Raw genomic sequence first — 15660 nt, forward strand, 5'->3', positions numbered from 1 at the left:
GGGAACGGGAAGGGGGTCAGAGGAGGTCCAGAACCGAGTCCGGCGGACGGCCGACGCGGGCGCGGTCGCCCTTCACCACGATCGGGCGTTCGATGGCGGACGGGTTGGCGGACAGGGCGGCGATCAGCGCCTCGCCGTCGAGGTCCTTGGCGATGCCGGCCTCCGCCGCCGCCTTGGCGCGGGTGATGTCGCGCGGACCCTTGCCCAGCTTGGCGAGGATGGCGGTCAGCTCCGCCGGGGAGGGCGGGGTCTTCAGATACTCGATCACCGCCGGCTCGACGCCGCGGGAGCGCAGGAGTTCCAGCGTCTCGCGCGATTTGCTGCAGCGCGGATTGTGATAGATCGTCACGTCGCTCATGGCGGGATTTCCAAAATGGAAGGTCGATCCGACTGATACACCCAACCCGCGTCCCGCGCCAATCCGGCATGCGGAAAGCGATGTGGCGGCGCAACATCCGTCAGGTGACAAGGGCTGACTTTGGTATTATTTTGCGCGCTCGTTTTTCCGTGGCCCATCGCGCCGTTTCCGGCAGGCGGGCTGCCGATCAGTCCCGATGCCCAGATACGGATGCCGGCCGTGACCAAGCTCTCGCTCTCCAAGGACAAGATCAACATCCTTCTTCTTGAAGGTGTCCACGACAACGCCATCGACGAGCTGGCCCGTGGCGGCTACGCCTCGGTCGAGCGGCTGCCTGGCGCCCTGGACGAGGACGAGCTGCTGGAGCGAATCGGTTCGGTCCATATCCTGGGCATCCGGTCGCGCACCCATCTGACCGCCAAGGTGTTCGAGGCGGCGAGCAAGCTGATCACCGTCGGCTGCTTCTGCATCGGCACGAACCAGGTCGATCTGAAGGCGGCGCGGCGCACCGGCATCCCCGTGTTCAACGCCCCCTATTCCAACACCCGGTCGGTGGCGGAGCTGGTGATCGGCGAGATCATCATGCTGATGCGCGGCATCTTCGAGAAGTCGCAGCTGGTTCACGGCGGCGGCTGGATGAAGTCGGCGAAGGACTCCTACGAGATCCGCGGCAAGACCCTGGGCATCGTCGGTTACGGCCATATCGGCACCCAGGTGTCGATCCTGGCCGAGGCGATGGGCATGCAGGTCCGGTTCTACGACGTCGTGCGCAAGCTGGCGCTCGGCAACGCGCGGGCCTGCGATTCGCTGGAGGAGCTGCTGTCGGTGTCCGACGTGGTGACCCTGCATGTGCCGGACACCGCGCAGACCCGCAACATGATCGGCGCGCGTGAACTGGCGACGATGAAGAAGGGCAGCCATCTGATCAACGCCGCCCGCGGCCAGGTGGTGGACATCGAGGCGCTGGCCGCCGCGCTGAACAGCCGCCACATCCTGGGCGCCGCCATCGACGTCTTCCCGGTCGAGCCCGGCTCGGACAAGGAAGAGTTCCAGAGCGCGCTCCGCGGCATCAGGAACGCCATCCTGACCCCCCATATCGGCGGCTCGACGATGGAGGCGCAGGCCAACATCGGCACCGAGGTGGCGCAGAAGCTTCTCGAATATTCGGACAACGGCTCCACCGTCGGCGCGGTCAACTTCCCGCAGGTGGCGCTGCCGGTTCAGGCCGGCTGCACCCGCTTCCTGCACGTCCACGAGAACCGGCCGGGCATCCTGCGCAAGGTGAACGAGGTGTTCTCCGCCCGCGACCTGAACATCGCCGCCCAGTATCTCCAGACCGATCCAGAACTGGGCTATGTAGTGGTCGACGTCAACGGAGACGTGGAGGAGTTGGAGGTCGTCAACGACCTGCGCGCCATCGAAGGCACGTTGAAGGCGCGCTTCCTGTTCCCGGCGCATCCCTGAGCGGGTAGGGGTGTCGGCGGAAGGCTTCCGTCGGCACCCGCCTTGCCCCTCCATGTCTCTTGTCCGCCGGCGGTTTCCTGATAACTCTATCGGGATGACCGTTCGCTTCCTGTTCCTCCTTCCGGCCGTGCTGCTCGCCGCCCTGCCGACCGCGTCGCCCGCCGCGGCGCAGTCCAATGGCTGCAGCGGGTTTCCGACGACGAAACTCGTGCTCGACAGCGTGCTGGCGCCGATCCAGCGTGACGATGCGCCGACGATCGCGCAGCTCACCCGGCTGCCGGGCCGCACGCCGGGGCCGGCCGGGAGCGCCGGGGGCCATGTGCTGGGGCTGACCCAGGCGCGCTACGGCGAACAGTCGCAGATCTCCGCCCTGTTCAAGCAGATGGGCGACGGCACCTATTGCGCGGCGGCCAGCACGGTGACCATCAGCTTCGGCTTCCAGCAGCGCATCGTCCATGTCGCCAGCGAGATTCCCGCCAACTCCTGCCTGCATGGCGAGGTGCTGGCCCACGAGATGCGCCATGTCGCGGTGGACGAGGCTCTGTTGCGCGAGATGATGCCGCAGATCCGCAGCAGTCTGGAACAGGTGGTCGACGGCATGGCGCCGGTGCGCTCGCGCAGCCAGGCCCAGGCGATGGCGGCGATCCGCCGGCCGCTCGAATCGGCGATGCGGCGGATCATGCGGGAATTCGGGCGCGAGCGTGACCGCCGGCAGGCGCAGGTCGATACGGTCGAGGAGTATGAGCGGGTCAGCCGCATCTGCAACGGCGAGGCCCGCAACTACCTGCCGAAGTCCGGCCAGAAGCAGACCGTGCGCCGGGGGTGAGGCGGGGGGCCGATCCGCCCCTCAGCGCTTGCGCCGCCGCCGGTCGGCGGCGTGTCCGCCGGTGAACTCCGGCGGCTTGCGGCGGACCCAGCGGATGAAGGCGGCGATGTCGGGATGACCGCGCAGAGCCTCGATCTCGTGGTAGTGGTCGCGAAGCTGCTGCTCGGTCAGCACCGCGTGGATCTTGGCGTGGCAGATGCGGTGCATCGTCACCGTGTCGCGTCCGCCATAGGTTCGCGGAACCAGATGGTGTTCGTTCAGGCTGGCGCCCGGCACCATCGGCCGGCCGCAGAGCGGGCAGGCCGGATGGTCTTCCTGTGGGGCGGCGGGGACGGTGATCGGCGGTGGAGGCAGGCTGCGCATGAGGTCCGGGGCAGGGGCGGGGCATGCCGGGGGCCTGGATGATATGGCGCAGTAGCGACGCCGGAAAAGCCCGCCTTCAATTCCGCGCGTCTGCCGTCGCGGCCTTTGGGGCGACGGGTGCCGCCTGCGCCCGCTGGCCGACCCAGACGCTGCCGAGCGCCAGAACGATCCCGGCGATCTGAAAGCCGGTCAGCGATTGGCCGAGCAGCGCCCAGCCCAGCACCACCGCCGTGACCGGGCTGAGGAAGCCCAGCGGCGCCACTGCGGACGGCTCCAGCCGTGACAGGCCGCGGAACCACAGGATGTAGGTCAGCGCCGCGCCGATCAGGCCGAGATAGACGAAGCCCATCAGGTTGGCCGCCGTCGGCATCGGCAGCGCCGGTTCCAGAAGCAGCGCCACCGGCACCAGCAGCAGCCCGCCCGCCGTCAGTTGCCATGCCGTGAAGGTCAGCGGCGACACCGGCGGACGCCAGCGCCGGCTCAGCACCGTGCCGGCGGCCATCGAACCGGCGCCGGCCAGCGCGGCGATCACGCCGATGCCGTCAAGCGCCGCGCTCGGCTTCAGCACCAGCAGGGCTACCCCGCCGATGCCGGCCAGCGCGGCGGCAACCGCCAGCGGACGGATCGGCGTGCCCAGCAGCGGACGCGACAGGGCGATGACGATCAGCGGCTGGACCGCTCCAACCGTGGCGGCGACGCCGCCGGGCAGGCGGTAGGCCGACACGAACAGCATCGCCCAGAAGAAGGAGAAGTTCAGCGCCCCCAGCACCAGCGAACGGCCCCACCAGCACCCCCAGGGCAGCCGGCGGACCAGCAGCAATAGCAGGAGCCCGGCCGGCAGGGCGCGCAGCAGCGCGACCGTCATCGGGTAGCCCTGCGGCAGCAATTCGGTTGTGACGATGTAGGTGCTGCCCCAGATCGCCGGGGCGATGGCGGTCAGCAGCAGGTCGGTGGACCGGGCCATGATCCGGCGTTCCCTTGAAGCGGGGCGTCAACGAAAAGGGCGCCCCACCGGGACGCCCTTTTCAGCGGAAACGCTGCGCTCGACCGTCAGGCCGCCTTCTTCTCGGCGATCAGCTGGACGAAGCGGTCGAACAGATAGTGGCTGTCCTGCGGGCCGGGCGAGGCTTCCGGGTGGTACTGCACCGAGAAGACCGGCTTGCCCTTCAGGCGGATGCCCTCGTTGGTGCCGTCGAACAGGCTGACATGGGTGACCTCGGCGTCGGCCGGCAGGGTTTCCGGCACCACGACGAAGCCGTGGTTCTGGCTGGTGATCTCCACCCGGCCGCTGGCGAGATCCTTGACCGGATGGTTGGCGCCGCGGTGGCCCTGCTGCATCTTGGTGGTCTTGGCGCCGAGCGCCAGAGACAGCATCTGGTGGCCCAGGCAGATGCCGAACATCGGCACGCCGGTGTCGAGCAGGCCCTTGATGGTCGGCACGGCGTATTCGCCGGTGGCGGCGGGGTCGCCGGGGCCGTTGGACAGGAAGACGCCGTCCGGCTGGTGCCGCATCACGTCCTCGACCGTGGCGGTGGACGGCACCACCGTCACCTTGCAGCCGGCAGCGGCGAGGCAGCGCAGGATGTTGCGCTTGGCGCCATAGTCGATGGCGACGACATGGTACTGCGGCTTGTCCTGGGTGGCGTAGCCGCCGCCGATGGTCCAGCCGGCCTCGGTCCAGTCATAGGTCTGGCGGCAGGACACGTCCTTGGACAGGTCCATGCCCTCCAGCCCCGGCCAGCCCTTGGCCTTGGCGACCAGCGCCTCGATGTCGAAATTGCCGTCCGGCGCATGGGCGACGACGCCGTTGGGCGCGCCCAGGTCGCGGATGCGGCGGGTCAGGCGGCGGGTGTCGACGCCGGCCAGACCGACGAGGCCGTAGCTCTTCAGCCAGTCGTCGAGATGGCGGGTGGCGCGCCAGTTCGACGGATCGGTGATGTCGGCGCGCAGGATCAGGCCGCGGGCGGCCGGGGTGATCGTCTCGATGTCTTCGGTGTTGGCGCCGGTGTTGCCGATGTGCGGGAAAGTGAAGGTGATGATCTGGCCGGCATAGCTGGGATCGGTCAGGATCTCCTGATAGCCGGTCATGGAGGTGTTGAAGCACACCTCGCCCACCGAATCCCCCGTGGCGCCGATGCCTCGGCCGCGGAACACCGTGCCGTCGGCCAGTACAAGCACGCCGGTGTGAACCGCATTGTCGGAGGGGGGAGTGGCGAGAGTCATTCCTGTGAACCTTCCCAAAAACCGCGGCCGGCGACGGATCGGGTGATCGGCGGAACGGCGACGGCCTAGCGTCCCGCCGGGCGCGCACACGGAACCGCTCGCACCCCACCTCCGCCTGCATGGGCGACGTCGTGGGATCGAGTGGGCTGATCGGGTGGGCCGGTCATCCTATATGACGATTGGATGCCGGATTTCCAGCAATAGCTTTGCAATGCGGCCCTGATCCGGCGACAGGTGCGGCTCCGGGCGGCCTCCGGGGCTTTTGTATGGAAATCGGCAGGCGCTTTCCGGATAGTCGCCTTGTCCGGCCGGACGCCGGGCACGATGAACAAGGAACACAGGACATGACTCTGCGCACGCAGTTCAACGACTCCCTGAAGGACGCGATGCGCGCGAAGGACATGCGCGCGGTGTCCACCCTGCGCTTGATCCTGACCGAGCTGAAGAACCGCGACATCGATGCCCGCAGCCGCGGCGTGACCGACGGCATCGACGAGGCCGGCATTCTGTCGATGCTGCAGACGATGGTGAAGCAGCGCAACGAATCGGCCGGGATGTACGAGCAGGGCGGCCGTCCCGAGCTGGCGCAGCAGGAGCGCGAGGAGATCGCGGTGATCGAACGCTTCCTGCCCAAGCAGATGAGCGAGGAGGAGTCCGCCGCTGCCATCGACGCCATCGTGGCCGAGCTGGGCGCTTCCAGCATCAAGGACATGGGCAAGGTGATGGCCGAGCTGAAGGCCCGCCATGCCGGCCAGATGGATTTCTCCAAGGCCGGCGGCCTGGTGAAGGCGCGGCTGTCGGGGAAGTAAGCGGCCGGGGAGCAAGGCAAGCGGCGCTGGACGCAGCGGGACGACTCAGGCCAGGCTGCTCGGATCGGCGGGTGGAACGGGTCAGGGGGACGATGGAGTGGTCGCGATCCGTAAGCCAACCTCTTCCGGGATGACCGTCGCCCAATTCCTGGACTGGAACGGCGACGGGCACCGTCGCCCGCCTGATCGGCAACCATCTGGCCGAGAGGATGCCCGGCTGCCATGTCGTGACCGCTCCCGGCGTTCAGCCGCGCGTCCGGTCGAGCCGCAATCTGCGCATTCCCGATCTGGGCGTGACCTGCGCCGCCGATGAAGGAGGTTTGCGCACGCTGCCCGATCCGATCCTGCTGGTCGAAATCCTGTCGCCCGGCAACGAGGCGGAAACCTGGGAAAATGTCTGGACCTACACAACGCTGCCGTCGGTCCGTGAGATCCTGATGCTGCGGACCGCGGGGGCCGGCGCCGAGCTTCTGCGGCGGCAGACGGATTGACGCATTCCACCTGTGCCATCCGCGCACTTGGGGCCGGCGGCGCTGGTTCCCATACTATGCCTCTGCTATAGCCTGGCGCCCGTCGCGCCCCTCCTTCGTTCTCCGGTGACCGCTCGACCATGGCCTTCCCGCCCCAATTCCTGGAAGAACTGCGCACCCGACTTGCCTTGTCGGAAGTGGTTTCCAAGCGCCTGCGCCTGATCCGCGCCGGGCGGGAGTACAAGGCGCCCTGCCCATTCCACAATGAGAAGTCGCCGTCCTTCTACGTCAACGACCAGAAGGGCTTCTTCCATTGCTTCGGCTGCGGCGCCCATGGCGACGTCATCGGTTTCGTCATGCGCCACGACAATCTCGGCTTCCCCGAGGCGGTCGAACACTTGGCCGGCGAGGCCGGACTGCCGGTGCCGCGCCCGACGGAGGAGGACCGGCAGCGCTACGAGCGGCGCAAGACCCTGCACGACCTCGTGGAGCAGGCCGCGCGCTGGTTCGAACAGCAGCTTCACACGCCGGCCGGCCGTCCGGGGCTGGAGTACCTCATGCGGCGCGGGCTGGACGGCGACACCATCGCGCGCTTCCGGCTGGGCTATGCGCCCGGCGACTCGAACACGCTGCGGACATATCTGGGCAAGCAGGGTTTTTCCGATGAGGACATGGTCAATGCCGGGCTGCTGAAGCGGCCGGACGACGGCCGGGCGCCCTACAGCTTCTTCCGCAACCGCGTGATGTTCCCGGTCACCGACCGGCGCGGGCAGGTGGTGGCCTTCGGCGGGCGCATCCTGGAGGGCGACGGGCCGAAATACGTCAACACCGCCGACACGCCGCTCTTTCATAAGGGCACGCTGCTCTACGGCCTGTCGCGGGCGCGGCAGGCGGCGGCGGACGGCAAGCCGGTGATCGTCGCCGAAGGTTATATGGACGTGATCGCCCTGGTGCGCGCCGGCTTTGAGGGGGCGGTGGCGCCGCTGGGCACAGCGCTGACCGAAACCCAGGTGCAGGAACTGTGGAAGCTGATCCCGGCGGCGGAGAAGGTGCCGTTCCTCTGCTTCGACGGCGACAATGCCGGCCGGCGCGCGGCGTGGCGGGCGGTGGAGCGCATCCTGCCGCATCTCGCCCCCGGCCAGTCGGCCCGCGTCGCCTTCCTGCCGGAGGGCGAGGATCCCGACAGCCTGATCCGGGCCCAGGGGCCCAAGGCGATGGGCGCGGTGCTGGAGGCCGCCATTCCGCTGTCCGACGCCCTGTGGCGGATGGAGAGCGAGGGCCGGCCGACCGACACGCCCGAAGCCAAGGCGGCGGTGAAGGCGGCGCTGGAGGCCCGCGTCGCCACCATCGCCGACCGCGACGTGCAGGGTTTCTACCGGACCGAGATGCGCCGCCGCGTCGACGAGGCCTTCGCGCCCGCGCGGCCGGCCTACAACCGCGGACCCTGGGTGCCGGGGCAAGGGCAGGGGCGGGGGCGTTTCGGCGAAGCGCCGCGCCGCCATGTGCCGGGCGTGCCCGGCCGCCTGACCTCCAAGCCGGTGGGAGAGGGGCGTGGCCGCGCCTCCCGCCTCGCCTCGATGCGGGAGCGGATCCTGCTGGCGACGATCATCAACCATCCCGATCTGTTCGGCGAATTGGCCGAGCCGTTGGGGCTGTTGCCGTTCGGTGACCCGGAGCTCGAAAAACTGCGCTGGGCGGTGATCGAATGCCTTTCGGACGAACGTAACCACGACTCGACACTTGACGCCGCTGCGCTTTGTCGCCACTTGTCATCCGCCGGCCATGAGACGATGGTCGGTGCTTTGCTAGGCGAGTCGACCTATGTCCATGCCGGCTTCGCCCGTCCGGAGGCCTCTACGGAGGACGCCCGGAAGGGATGGTGGCCTGCGTGGCGGCATCTGCATCACGAGCGGGTGCTCGACGATCTTAGGGAAGCGAAGGCGGCTTTGACCCGTGACAACAGCGAGGCGAACTTCGCGAGGGTCGTGGCTCTTCAGCAGGAGGTCATAAAGTCCGGGCTGGGTATGACGGATGATGGTGACTTTGACGATGTCTGACGGTTGATGGCTTAGGCCGTCTGCCCGCGGGACGTCGGTTGACGGGCACGGAATTGACAGGACGGGGCCGCATGACAGCTTCTGTGATGGCGGGTTCTGGGTAGATACATGGTTGGGGGTGGGGCGGACGGGCCGGGCAACCGGGACCGGGCGCTCCTTTCGTCTTTTTCAATGGGGTAATGCGGGGGCACCGATCGCATGGCCACGAAAGCTGCGAACAGCGTGGAAGTTTCCGAAACGCGGGAGGAATCCGCAGACGGTCCTCTGATGGACGGCATGGGATTGGCCGTCAAGAAGATGATCGCCCGTGGCAAAGAGCGCGGGTATGTCACCTATGACGAGCTGAACGCAGCGCTGCCGCAGGATTCGTCCTCGTCCGAGCAGATCGAAGACACGATGGCGATGCTGTCCGAAATGGGCATCAACATCGTCGAATCGGAAGAGCAGGATTCGGAGAACAGCGGCGAGGGGGCAGGCGAGGGCGAAGGCCGTTCGTCGGGCAATCTCGACGACGACGACATCGGCCGTACCGACGACCCCGTGCGCATGTACCTGCGCGAGATGGGATCGGTGGAGCTGCTGTCGCGCGAAGGCGAAATCGCCATCGCCAAGCGGATCGAAGCCGGCCGCGAGATGATGATCGGCGCGATCTGCGAATCCCCGCTGACCATCCGCGCCATTCTGGAGTGGCATGATTCCCTGATGGAAGGGAAGATGCTGCTGCGCGACATCATCGACCTGGACGCCACCTATGGCGGCGGACCGGACGGCGAGGAGATACCCGAAGGCCTGGCCGAGGTGGTGGAAGGCGCCGGCACCGGGGCCGCGGCCGCACCCGCCGGCGATGCACCGGCCGGCGAGGACGGCGACGAGCCGCGTCCGCCGCGCGCCGAAGGCGAGGGCGAAGAGGGCGATGAAGGCGAAGAGGGCGACAACAGCCTGTCGCTGTCCGCCATGGAAGCCGCGCTGAAGCCGCAGGTCATCGAGACCTTCGAGAACATCAAGGCGACCTACGACAAGCTGCACAAGCTGCACGAGGCCCGCATGGCCGCGATGCAGCGCGGCGAGGACATGGGCAAGCAGACGGACAAGAAGTACGAGAAGCTCAAGACCGAAATGGTCGAGCTGATGAACACCGTCCGCCTGAACAACCAGCGCATCGAGCAGCTGGTCGAGCAGCTCTATGGCCTGAACCGCAAGCTGACCGGTTTCGAAGGCCGCCTGCTGCGCATGGCGACCGACTGCCGCGTGAAGCGCGAGGACTTCCTGAACCAGTATTTCGGCCACGAGCTGGACCCGAACTGGCAGGAGCGCATCCGCGGCCTGAACCCCAAGACCTGGGGCAAGTTCGCCGAGAAGTACGACGGCGACATCCGCAAGACGCGCGATGCGATCGCCCAGGTGGCCGAAGAGGCCCGCCTGCCGATCAACGAGTTCCGCCGCATCGTCTCCACCGTCCAGAAGGGCGAGAAGGAGGCGAGCCGGGCCAAGAAGGAGATGGTCGAGGCGAACCTGCGTCTCGTGATCTCCATCGCCAAGAAGTACACGAACCGCGGTCTGCAGTTCCTGGACCTGATCCAGGAGGGCAACATCGGCCTGATGAAGGCGGTGGACAAGTTCGAGTACCGGCGCGGCTACAAGTTCTCGACCTACGCCACCTGGTGGATCCGTCAGGCCATCACCCGATCCATCGCGGACCAGGCGCGGACCATCCGCATCCCGGTCCACATGATCGAGACGATCAACAAGCTGGTCCGCACCAGCCGCCAGATGCTGCACGAGATCGGCCGCGAGCCGACCCCGGAAGAGCTGGCCGAGCGTCTGATGATGCCGCTGGAGAAGGTGCGCAAGGTCCTGAAGATCGCCAAGGAGCCGATCTCCCTCGAAACGCCGATCGGCGACGAGGAAGATTCGCATCTCGGCGACTTCATCGAGGACAAGAACGCGGTCCTGCCGCTGGACGCCGCCATCCAGGCGAACCTGCGCGAGACGACGACCCGCGTCCTTGCCTCGCTGACCCCGCGCGAGGAGCGTGTGCTGCGCATGCGTTTCGGCATCGGCATGAACACCGACCACACGCTGGAAGAGGTCGGACAGCAGTTCAACGTGACCCGCGAGCGCATCCGCCAGATCGAGGCGAAGGCGCTGCGCAAGCTGAAGCACCCGTCGCGGTCGCGCAAGCTGCGCAGCTTCCTGGACACCTGATCCGGGGCGGTATCGTATGAGACGAAGCGGGGGCCTTTCGGTCCCCGTTTTCGTTTTGGGGCCGATGCGCCGGAACGATGAACGAGGGGTTGCAATTCCCCAAAGCTTTGTCGCAAAGTGCGCCCCGCGGTAGGGCCTGTAGTTCAGCGGTTAGAACGCGCCGCTCATAACGGTGTTGTCGTCGGTTCGAATCCGGCCGGGCCCACCACCTCCTCCATTCCGGTCAAAGCTCCCCGCCATCATTGAAGATGGGCGCAGCCGTTCAGTTGACGGCGCCATCGATGTCGCATGGGATCATCGACGCGCAGTGCCTGAAGCCTTTTCGGCACAAGCCTGGCGGTTCCCCATAAATTTTGCTGCAAGCCCGAGAAAGTCTGGAATAAAGGATGCGCGGCGCGCGTTCGCACCCATATGCATCGGGTCTCCGCTTTGGCTGAAAGGCCGAACGGGCCGGCCCGGCCCTGGATATGCGACGCCGTGTCGTCCCGTCCGGCCTTGGCCGGAAGGTGAGGCCATGGCGTGAGCCGTGGCGTGATCGGTAAGGATCGGGTGCGCGGTTGAGCAAATTCGGGGTCGATCTGGAGGTCCACATCGCGTCCTTGCGGCGTTACGCCCGTGCGCTGATGCGCAACGGTGCGGATGCGGAGGATCTGGTGCAGGAGGCGCTGACGCGCGCGGTGGCGCGCGCCGACAGCTTCCAGGCGGGGACGAACCTGCGGGCATGGCTTTTCACCATCCTGCACAACGTCCACGTCAATCAGGTCCGTTCCAAGGCCGCCCGGCCGCAGGAGGTCGACGTCGACGACGTCGAATCGAAGCTGGTCACCCCGGCCCGTCAGGAAGAGCGTGTCGAACTGCGCGAGATGATGCGCGCGGTCGACGAGTTGCCGGAGGAACAGCGGAAGGTGCTGCTTCTGGTGGCGCTGGAGGGCCTGAAATACGACGAGGTCGCCGACATGCTCGGTGTGCCGATCGGGACCGTCATGTCGCGCCTGTCACGGGCGCGCGAGGCGGTGCGGGCGAAACTGGCGAACGAGGGTGGCGTCACCCTCCGGCGGGTGAAGTGATGAGCGCGTATCAGGGAATGGGACGGGTCACCGAGGACGAACTCCACGCCTATGTGGATGGACAACTGGACGGCAGCCGCCGTCTGGCGGTGGAGCGATGGCTGGCCGAGGATCCCGAAGCGGCGCGCCGGGCCGAGGATTACCGCGCCCATGCGATGCTTCTGCACGACATGTTCGACACCGTCCTGCGCGAGCCGCCGAGCGATGCCGTTCAGGAACTGTCTGACAAGCTGAAGGGCCGGATCGCCCTCAACGACAACCGCCCGGCCTGGCATGCCCGCCCGCTGGTCCGCTTCGCCGCCGCGGTGATGCTGGTGGTCGCCGGTGCGGCCGGCGGCTGGATGGGCCGCGGCGCCGAACAGCAGGCCGCCGCCCCCGTCGCCCAGCAGCGCCAGACGCTGGCCACCTTCGCCCAGGAAGCCACCCAGGCGCACCGCTTCTACACCTCGGACGAACGCTTCCAGGTGGAGTTGGGGGCCGACAATCAGGACGAACTGAACGGCTGGCTGTCCAAGCGGGTCGGCCGCGACGTGTTCGGTCCCGATCTGGGCCGCATCGGCTACCGGCTGATCGGCGGCCGGTCGCTGCCGACCGACATGGGCGCCGGCGCGCAGTACATGTACGCCAACGACGCCAACAAGCGGATCACCCTGTTCGTCGGCGCGCCCCAGAGCGGCAACCAGTCCAGCTTCAGCTTCACCCAGAACGGCGACGTCGCCACCTTCTACTGGGTGGAAGGGCAGCTGGCCTACGCGCTGGCCGGCCGCCTGTCGAAGGAGGAGCTGCTGGAGATCGCCAAGGCCGTCTACCAGGACGTCAAGGCCGGCCCGCCGCGCCGCGAGCCGCCGCCCGACGAGCAGCAACAGCAGCAGCCCCAGCAGCAGCAGGACCAGCCGGCGGGCGTGCAGCCGATCAGCGACACGCACAAGCCGAAGGAAAGCTGAGAGGGGTCTCCTCCTACCGCTCCAGCAAATGCGCCTTCAGCCAGTCGCGCACCTCGCGGCAGACCGCCTCCGAGGCTTCGTCCATCGCGTGGCCGGTGCCGGGAACCAGGACCAGCTTCTTCGGTTCCCGCGCCTTGCGGTAGACGTGCAGGGAGCAGCTGGGCGATAGGATCTCGTCCGCTTCGCCGTGCACCAGCAGGATGGGGCAGGCGAGGTCGGTCACCGGGGCGGTGCCGTAACCCTGGGTCGCCAGAGTCACCACGGAGCAGACGGCCCCCCGGTTGGAGGCCGCGGCCTGGATGACCACGGCGCCGCCGAAGGAATGGCCGACCAGCGCCACATGGTGGATGCCCTGGAGGCCGAGGAAGCTCAGCCCGCACAGCACGTCGTACACCGCCTCCTCCAGGTCGCGCGGATCGCGGAAACGCAGCCGCAGCGATGCGATGCCGTCCGCGTTCAGGTCGGCGGCCAGCCGTGGGTAGAGCCCGCGCGCCGGCGTGTCGAAACCGCCGCCCACCCCGCCGACCCACAGCACCGCCAACGCCCCGCCCGCAACCGGGTAATAGCGGGCCTGCACCGGGCCGCGGTCGGTTTCCAACGATGCCGGCCGGAACCCTTCGGCGTCGGCGGTGCCCACGGTGGCGTCCAGAAGTGGCACAGCCATCCTCCCTTCCGATCTTTGCTGCCGATGGTAACAGGCGGAACGCCGCAGGGTTGCCGCGCATCGGGGCAGGCGTAAGGCAACACATGCGTAAGGCAACGAAGCCGCAACCCGGCTGTTCTCTGTCCACAGGCATTGTACAGACGGGAAAGGAGCGGCGATGGCGTCGAACAGTTTGACCGGACGGGGCGGTTGGCCACAGTCGGACTCCCTACGGTCGGGCATGAGCCTGATCGGGGCGGGCGATGCCGCGACCGGCGGCCGCTGGCTCGCCATGGTGGGCGGCACCGCGCTGGGCGTGCTGGGGCTTCAGCGCTCGGGCTGGGGCGGGGCGATGCTGGCGCTGGGCGGCGCCGGACTGTTCGCCGCCGGTGCCCTGGGCCTGCGGCCTTTCGGTGACCGCGCCTTGCGCCCGATGCCCGATGCCGGCGGCTGGCGCAGCCATGTCCCGGCGTCGCGCCGACGTTCTCTGACGCCGGAACGCACCCAGGCGGTCGTGACCATCGCATCGGAACCGGGGACCGTGTTCAGATTCTGGCGCAACTTCGCCAACCTGCCGAAGCTGATGCCGCAGCTGGAGCGGGTCGACGTGCTGTCGGCCACCGAAAGCCGATGGCTTGCCAAGAGCGCCGCCAAGCACGGCAGGACGCCGGGCGGGGAAGTGCTGAGCTGGCGCTGCGTGCTCGACCGCGTTGACGAGGACCGGCTGCTGACCTGGCATACGGTGGGCGAGACGGCGCTGCCGCACCGCGCCTCGCTGATGCTGGCCCCGGCGCCGGGCAACCGTGGGACGGAAGTGCGGCTGACGCTGGTCTATCGCGTCCCGGCCACCGAGGTCGCGGCGCGCCTGGGCGTGACCCCGGAAGCGCAGGCGGAGGAGGCGCTGCGCCGGCTGAAGCAGCGGGTGGAGACGGGAGAGCTGTCCACCATCGACCGCCAGCCTCGTGGGAACGGCAGCGGGAATGAAAGCAGCGGGAATGAAGCCGGCAACGGTTCGTTCCGGGAGGCGCTGGAATGAAGGCGCTCTGCTGGAACGGAACCAACGACCTGCGGGTGGAGCGCGTGCCCGATCCGGTGCTGATCAATCCGCATGACGTGATCGTCAAGGTGGCGCTGTCGTCGGTCTGCGGGTCCGACCTGCATCTGATCGACGGTTATGTCCCGACCATGCGGCCCGGCGACATCATCGGCCACGAGTTCCTGGGCGAGATCGTCGAGATGGGGCCGGAGGTCCGCTATCTGAACCGGGGCGACCGGGTCATCACCATCTCGGTGATCGGCTGCGGCCATTGCGGCTATTGCCAGCATGGCGAAAGCTCGCTGTGCGACAACTCCAACCCCAACCCGGACTATGCCCGCACCGCCTACGGCCATTGCGGCGCCGGCATCTTCGGTTACAGCCACGCCTTCGGCGGCTATGCCGGCAGCCATGCCGAATACATCCGGGTGCCCTATGCCGACTTCAACGCCGTCCGCGTGCCGGAAGGGGTGAGCGACGAGAAGGCGCTGTTCGTGTCCGACGCCGTGCCGACCGGCTACATGGCCGCCGACATGGCCGGCATCAAGCCGGGCGACGTGGTGGCGGTGTGGGGCTGCGGCGGCGTCGGCCAGATGGCGATCCGCAGTGCCGCCCTGCTGGGGGCGGAGCGGGTGATCGGCATCGACCGCTTCCCCGACCGGCTTCGCGCCGCGCAGATGAAGGCGGGGGCGGAGACGCTGGACTACAGCCGTGTCGACGTCTTCGACGCGCTTCAGGCGATGACCGGCGGGCGCGGTCCCGACGTGTGCATCGACGCCGTCGGCATGGAGGCCGACAGCGCGTCCAACCCGGTGGAGGATCTCTACGACCGCGCCAAGCAGGCGGTTGGGCTGCAGACCGACCGGCCGGCGGTTCTGCGCCAGATGATCGAGAGTTGCCGCAAGGGCGGCACCCTGTCGATCGTCGGCGTCTATGGCGGGCTGATCGACAAGTTCCCGATGGGGGCGGCGATGAACAAGGGCCTGACCTTCCGCATGGGACAGCAGAACGGCCAGCGCTATGCCGAGCGGCTGTTCGAGCACATCCGCAAGGGCGAACTGGACCCGTCCTACCTTCTGACGCACCGGATGCCGCTGGACGAGGGGCCGCAGGGCTACCGCATGTTCAAGGATAAGACCGACGACTGCATGCGCGTCGTCTTCGCCCCGCAAGGTTAGCAGAGAAGGGAGAGCGA

Annotated in this window: 15 protein-coding genes and 1 tRNA gene; 11 read left to right on the forward strand and 5 right to left on the reverse strand. The window is 67.9% G+C overall.

Going from position 1 to position 15660, the window contains the following annotated elements; genetic code table 11:
- Positions 1 to 16: 16 nt before the first annotated feature.
- Positions 17 to 358, reverse strand: coding sequence for an arsenate reductase (glutaredoxin) (arsC, locus tag DM194_RS03365; protein ID WP_111065919.1), 342 nt, complete (start codon positions 356 to 358; stop codon positions 17 to 19).
- A gap of 219 nt (positions 359 to 577) precedes the next feature.
- On the opposite strand from arsC, the gene serA reads away from it, so the two are divergent.
- Together serA and DM194_RS03375 are read left to right on the forward strand one after the other, a co-directional pair.
- A complete protein-coding gene (gene serA, locus DM194_RS03370) occupies positions 578 to 1822 on the forward strand; it encodes a phosphoglycerate dehydrogenase (protein ID WP_111067717.1) in 1245 nt (414 codons plus the stop codon).
- A 94-nt stretch (positions 1823 to 1916) separates the two neighbouring features.
- Entirely contained in the window at positions 1917 to 2648 is a 732-nt protein-coding gene (locus DM194_RS03375) for a hypothetical protein (protein ID WP_111065920.1), read from the forward strand.
- Positions 2649 to 2669: 21 nt separating this feature from the next.
- On the opposite strand, the gene DM194_RS03380 is transcribed toward DM194_RS03375, so the two are convergent.
- The 3 genes from DM194_RS03380 to carA all read right to left on the reverse strand — a co-directional run bounded on the left by DM194_RS03380 (position 2670) and on the right by carA (position 5234).
- The gene (locus DM194_RS03380; protein ID WP_111065921.1) at positions 2670 to 3011 is read right to left on the reverse strand and encodes an HNH endonuclease; all 342 of its coding nucleotides are present in this window, start codon (positions 3009 to 3011) and stop codon (positions 2670 to 2672) included.
- 76 nt (positions 3012 to 3087) lie between these two features.
- Entirely contained in the window at positions 3088 to 3975 is an 888-nt protein-coding gene (locus DM194_RS03385) for an EamA family transporter (RefSeq protein ID WP_111065922.1), read from the reverse strand.
- Positions 3976 to 4061: 86 nt separating this feature from the next.
- Positions 4062 to 5234, reverse strand: a complete 1173-nt coding sequence (gene carA / locus DM194_RS03390; RefSeq protein ID WP_111065923.1) for a glutamine-hydrolyzing carbamoyl-phosphate synthase small subunit — start codon at positions 5232 to 5234, stop codon at positions 4062 to 4064.
- 344 nt (positions 5235 to 5578) lie between these two features.
- Here carA and DM194_RS03395 point away from each other — a divergent pair, with 344 nt between their 5' ends.
- The 7 genes from DM194_RS03395 (at position 5579) to DM194_RS03425 (ending at position 12786) form a co-directional block, all read left to right on the forward strand.
- Positions 5579 to 6043: a GatB/YqeY domain-containing protein gene (locus DM194_RS03395; protein ID WP_111065924.1), complete on the forward strand. Its 465-nt coding sequence runs from the start codon at positions 5579 to 5581 to the stop codon at positions 6041 to 6043.
- A gap of 197 nt (positions 6044 to 6240) precedes the next feature.
- Positions 6241 to 6534, forward strand: a complete 294-nt coding sequence (locus tag DM194_RS03400) for a Uma2 family endonuclease (protein WP_342792448.1) — start codon at positions 6241 to 6243, stop codon at positions 6532 to 6534.
- Between the two features lie 119 nt (positions 6535 to 6653).
- On the forward strand, positions 6654 to 8570 hold the full coding sequence (gene dnaG / locus DM194_RS03405; RefSeq protein ID WP_111065925.1) for a DNA primase: 1917 nt from the start codon (positions 6654 to 6656) through the stop codon (positions 8568 to 8570).
- A 198-nt stretch (positions 8571 to 8768) separates the two neighbouring features.
- Positions 8769 to 10775 carry an RNA polymerase sigma factor RpoD gene (rpoD, locus tag DM194_RS03410; RefSeq protein ID WP_111065926.1) on the forward strand — a complete coding sequence of 669 codons (2007 nt, stop codon included), beginning with the start codon at positions 8769 to 8771 and terminating at the stop codon, positions 10773 to 10775.
- A gap of 132 nt (positions 10776 to 10907) precedes the next feature.
- Positions 10908 to 10983, forward strand: a tRNA-Ile gene (locus tag DM194_RS03415).
- A 349-nt stretch (positions 10984 to 11332) separates the two neighbouring features.
- Positions 11333 to 11842 (forward strand): sigma-70 family RNA polymerase sigma factor, encoded by a 510-nt coding sequence (locus DM194_RS03420; protein WP_111065927.1) that lies wholly within the window; start codon positions 11333 to 11335, stop codon positions 11840 to 11842.
- Complete coding sequence (locus DM194_RS03425) at positions 11842 to 12786, forward strand: anti-sigma factor family protein (protein ID WP_111065928.1); 945 nt, start codon at positions 11842 to 11844, stop codon at positions 12784 to 12786. Before DM194_RS03420 ends, DM194_RS03425 begins: the two co-directional genes overlap by 1 nt.
- 13 nt (positions 12787 to 12799) lie before the next feature.
- On the opposite strand, the gene DM194_RS03430 is transcribed toward DM194_RS03425, so the two are convergent.
- Positions 12800 to 13450: an alpha/beta hydrolase gene (locus DM194_RS03430; RefSeq protein WP_246024271.1), complete on the reverse strand. Its 651-nt coding sequence runs from the start codon at positions 13448 to 13450 to the stop codon at positions 12800 to 12802.
- 157 nt (positions 13451 to 13607) lie between these two features.
- Between DM194_RS03430 and DM194_RS03435 the strand changes: the two genes are divergently transcribed.
- Together DM194_RS03435 and DM194_RS03440 are read left to right on the forward strand one after the other, a co-directional pair.
- Positions 13608 to 14465, forward strand: coding sequence for an SRPBCC family protein (locus tag DM194_RS03435; protein WP_111065929.1), 858 nt, complete (start codon positions 13608 to 13610; stop codon positions 14463 to 14465).
- Positions 14462 to 15643, forward strand: coding sequence for a zinc-dependent alcohol dehydrogenase (locus tag DM194_RS03440; protein ID WP_111065930.1), 1182 nt, complete (start codon positions 14462 to 14464; stop codon positions 15641 to 15643). Before DM194_RS03435 ends, DM194_RS03440 begins: the two co-directional genes overlap by 4 nt.
- Positions 15644 to 15660: the final 17 nt, after the last annotated feature.

The sequence above is a fragment of the Azospirillum ramasamyi genome, assembly GCF_003233655.1.
GTDB lineage: Bacteria > Pseudomonadota > Alphaproteobacteria > Azospirillales > Azospirillaceae > Azospirillum > Azospirillum ramasamyi.

Excerpts from the sequence above, each read along its gene's own strand:
- arsC (WP_111065919.1), bottom strand. The coding sequence starts at position 358 with ATGAGCGACGTGACGATCTATCACAATCCGCGCTGCAGCAAATCGCGC.
- DM194_RS03375 (WP_111065920.1), top strand. The coding sequence starts at position 1,917 with ATGACCGTTCGCTTCCTGTTCCTCCTTCCGGCCGTGCTGCTCGCCGCC.
- DM194_RS03380 (WP_111065921.1), bottom strand. The coding sequence starts at position 3,011 with ATGCGCAGCCTGCCTCCACCGCCGATCACCGTCCCCGCCGCCCCACAG.
- DM194_RS03385 (WP_111065922.1), bottom strand. The coding sequence starts at position 3,975 with ATGGCCCGGTCCACCGACCTGCTGCTGACCGCCATCGCCCCGGCGATC.
- carA (WP_111065923.1), bottom strand. The coding sequence starts at position 5,234 with ATGACTCTCGCCACTCCCCCCTCCGACAATGCGGTTCACACCGGCGTG.
- DM194_RS03395 (WP_111065924.1), top strand. The coding sequence starts at position 5,579 with ATGACTCTGCGCACGCAGTTCAACGACTCCCTGAAGGACGCGATGCGC.
- dnaG (WP_111065925.1), top strand. The coding sequence starts at position 6,654 with ATGGCCTTCCCGCCCCAATTCCTGGAAGAACTGCGCACCCGACTTGCC.
- rpoD (WP_111065926.1), top strand. The coding sequence starts at position 8,769 with ATGGCCACGAAAGCTGCGAACAGCGTGGAAGTTTCCGAAACGCGGGAG.
- DM194_RS03425 (WP_111065928.1), top strand. The coding sequence starts at position 11,842 with ATGAGCGCGTATCAGGGAATGGGACGGGTCACCGAGGACGAACTCCAC.
- DM194_RS03430 (WP_246024271.1), bottom strand. The coding sequence starts at position 13,450 with ATGGCTGTGCCACTTCTGGACGCCACCGTGGGCACCGCCGACGCCGAA.
- DM194_RS03435 (WP_111065929.1), top strand. The coding sequence starts at position 13,608 with ATGGCGTCGAACAGTTTGACCGGACGGGGCGGTTGGCCACAGTCGGAC.
- DM194_RS03440 (WP_111065930.1), top strand. The coding sequence starts at position 14,462 with ATGAAGGCGCTCTGCTGGAACGGAACCAACGACCTGCGGGTGGAGCGC.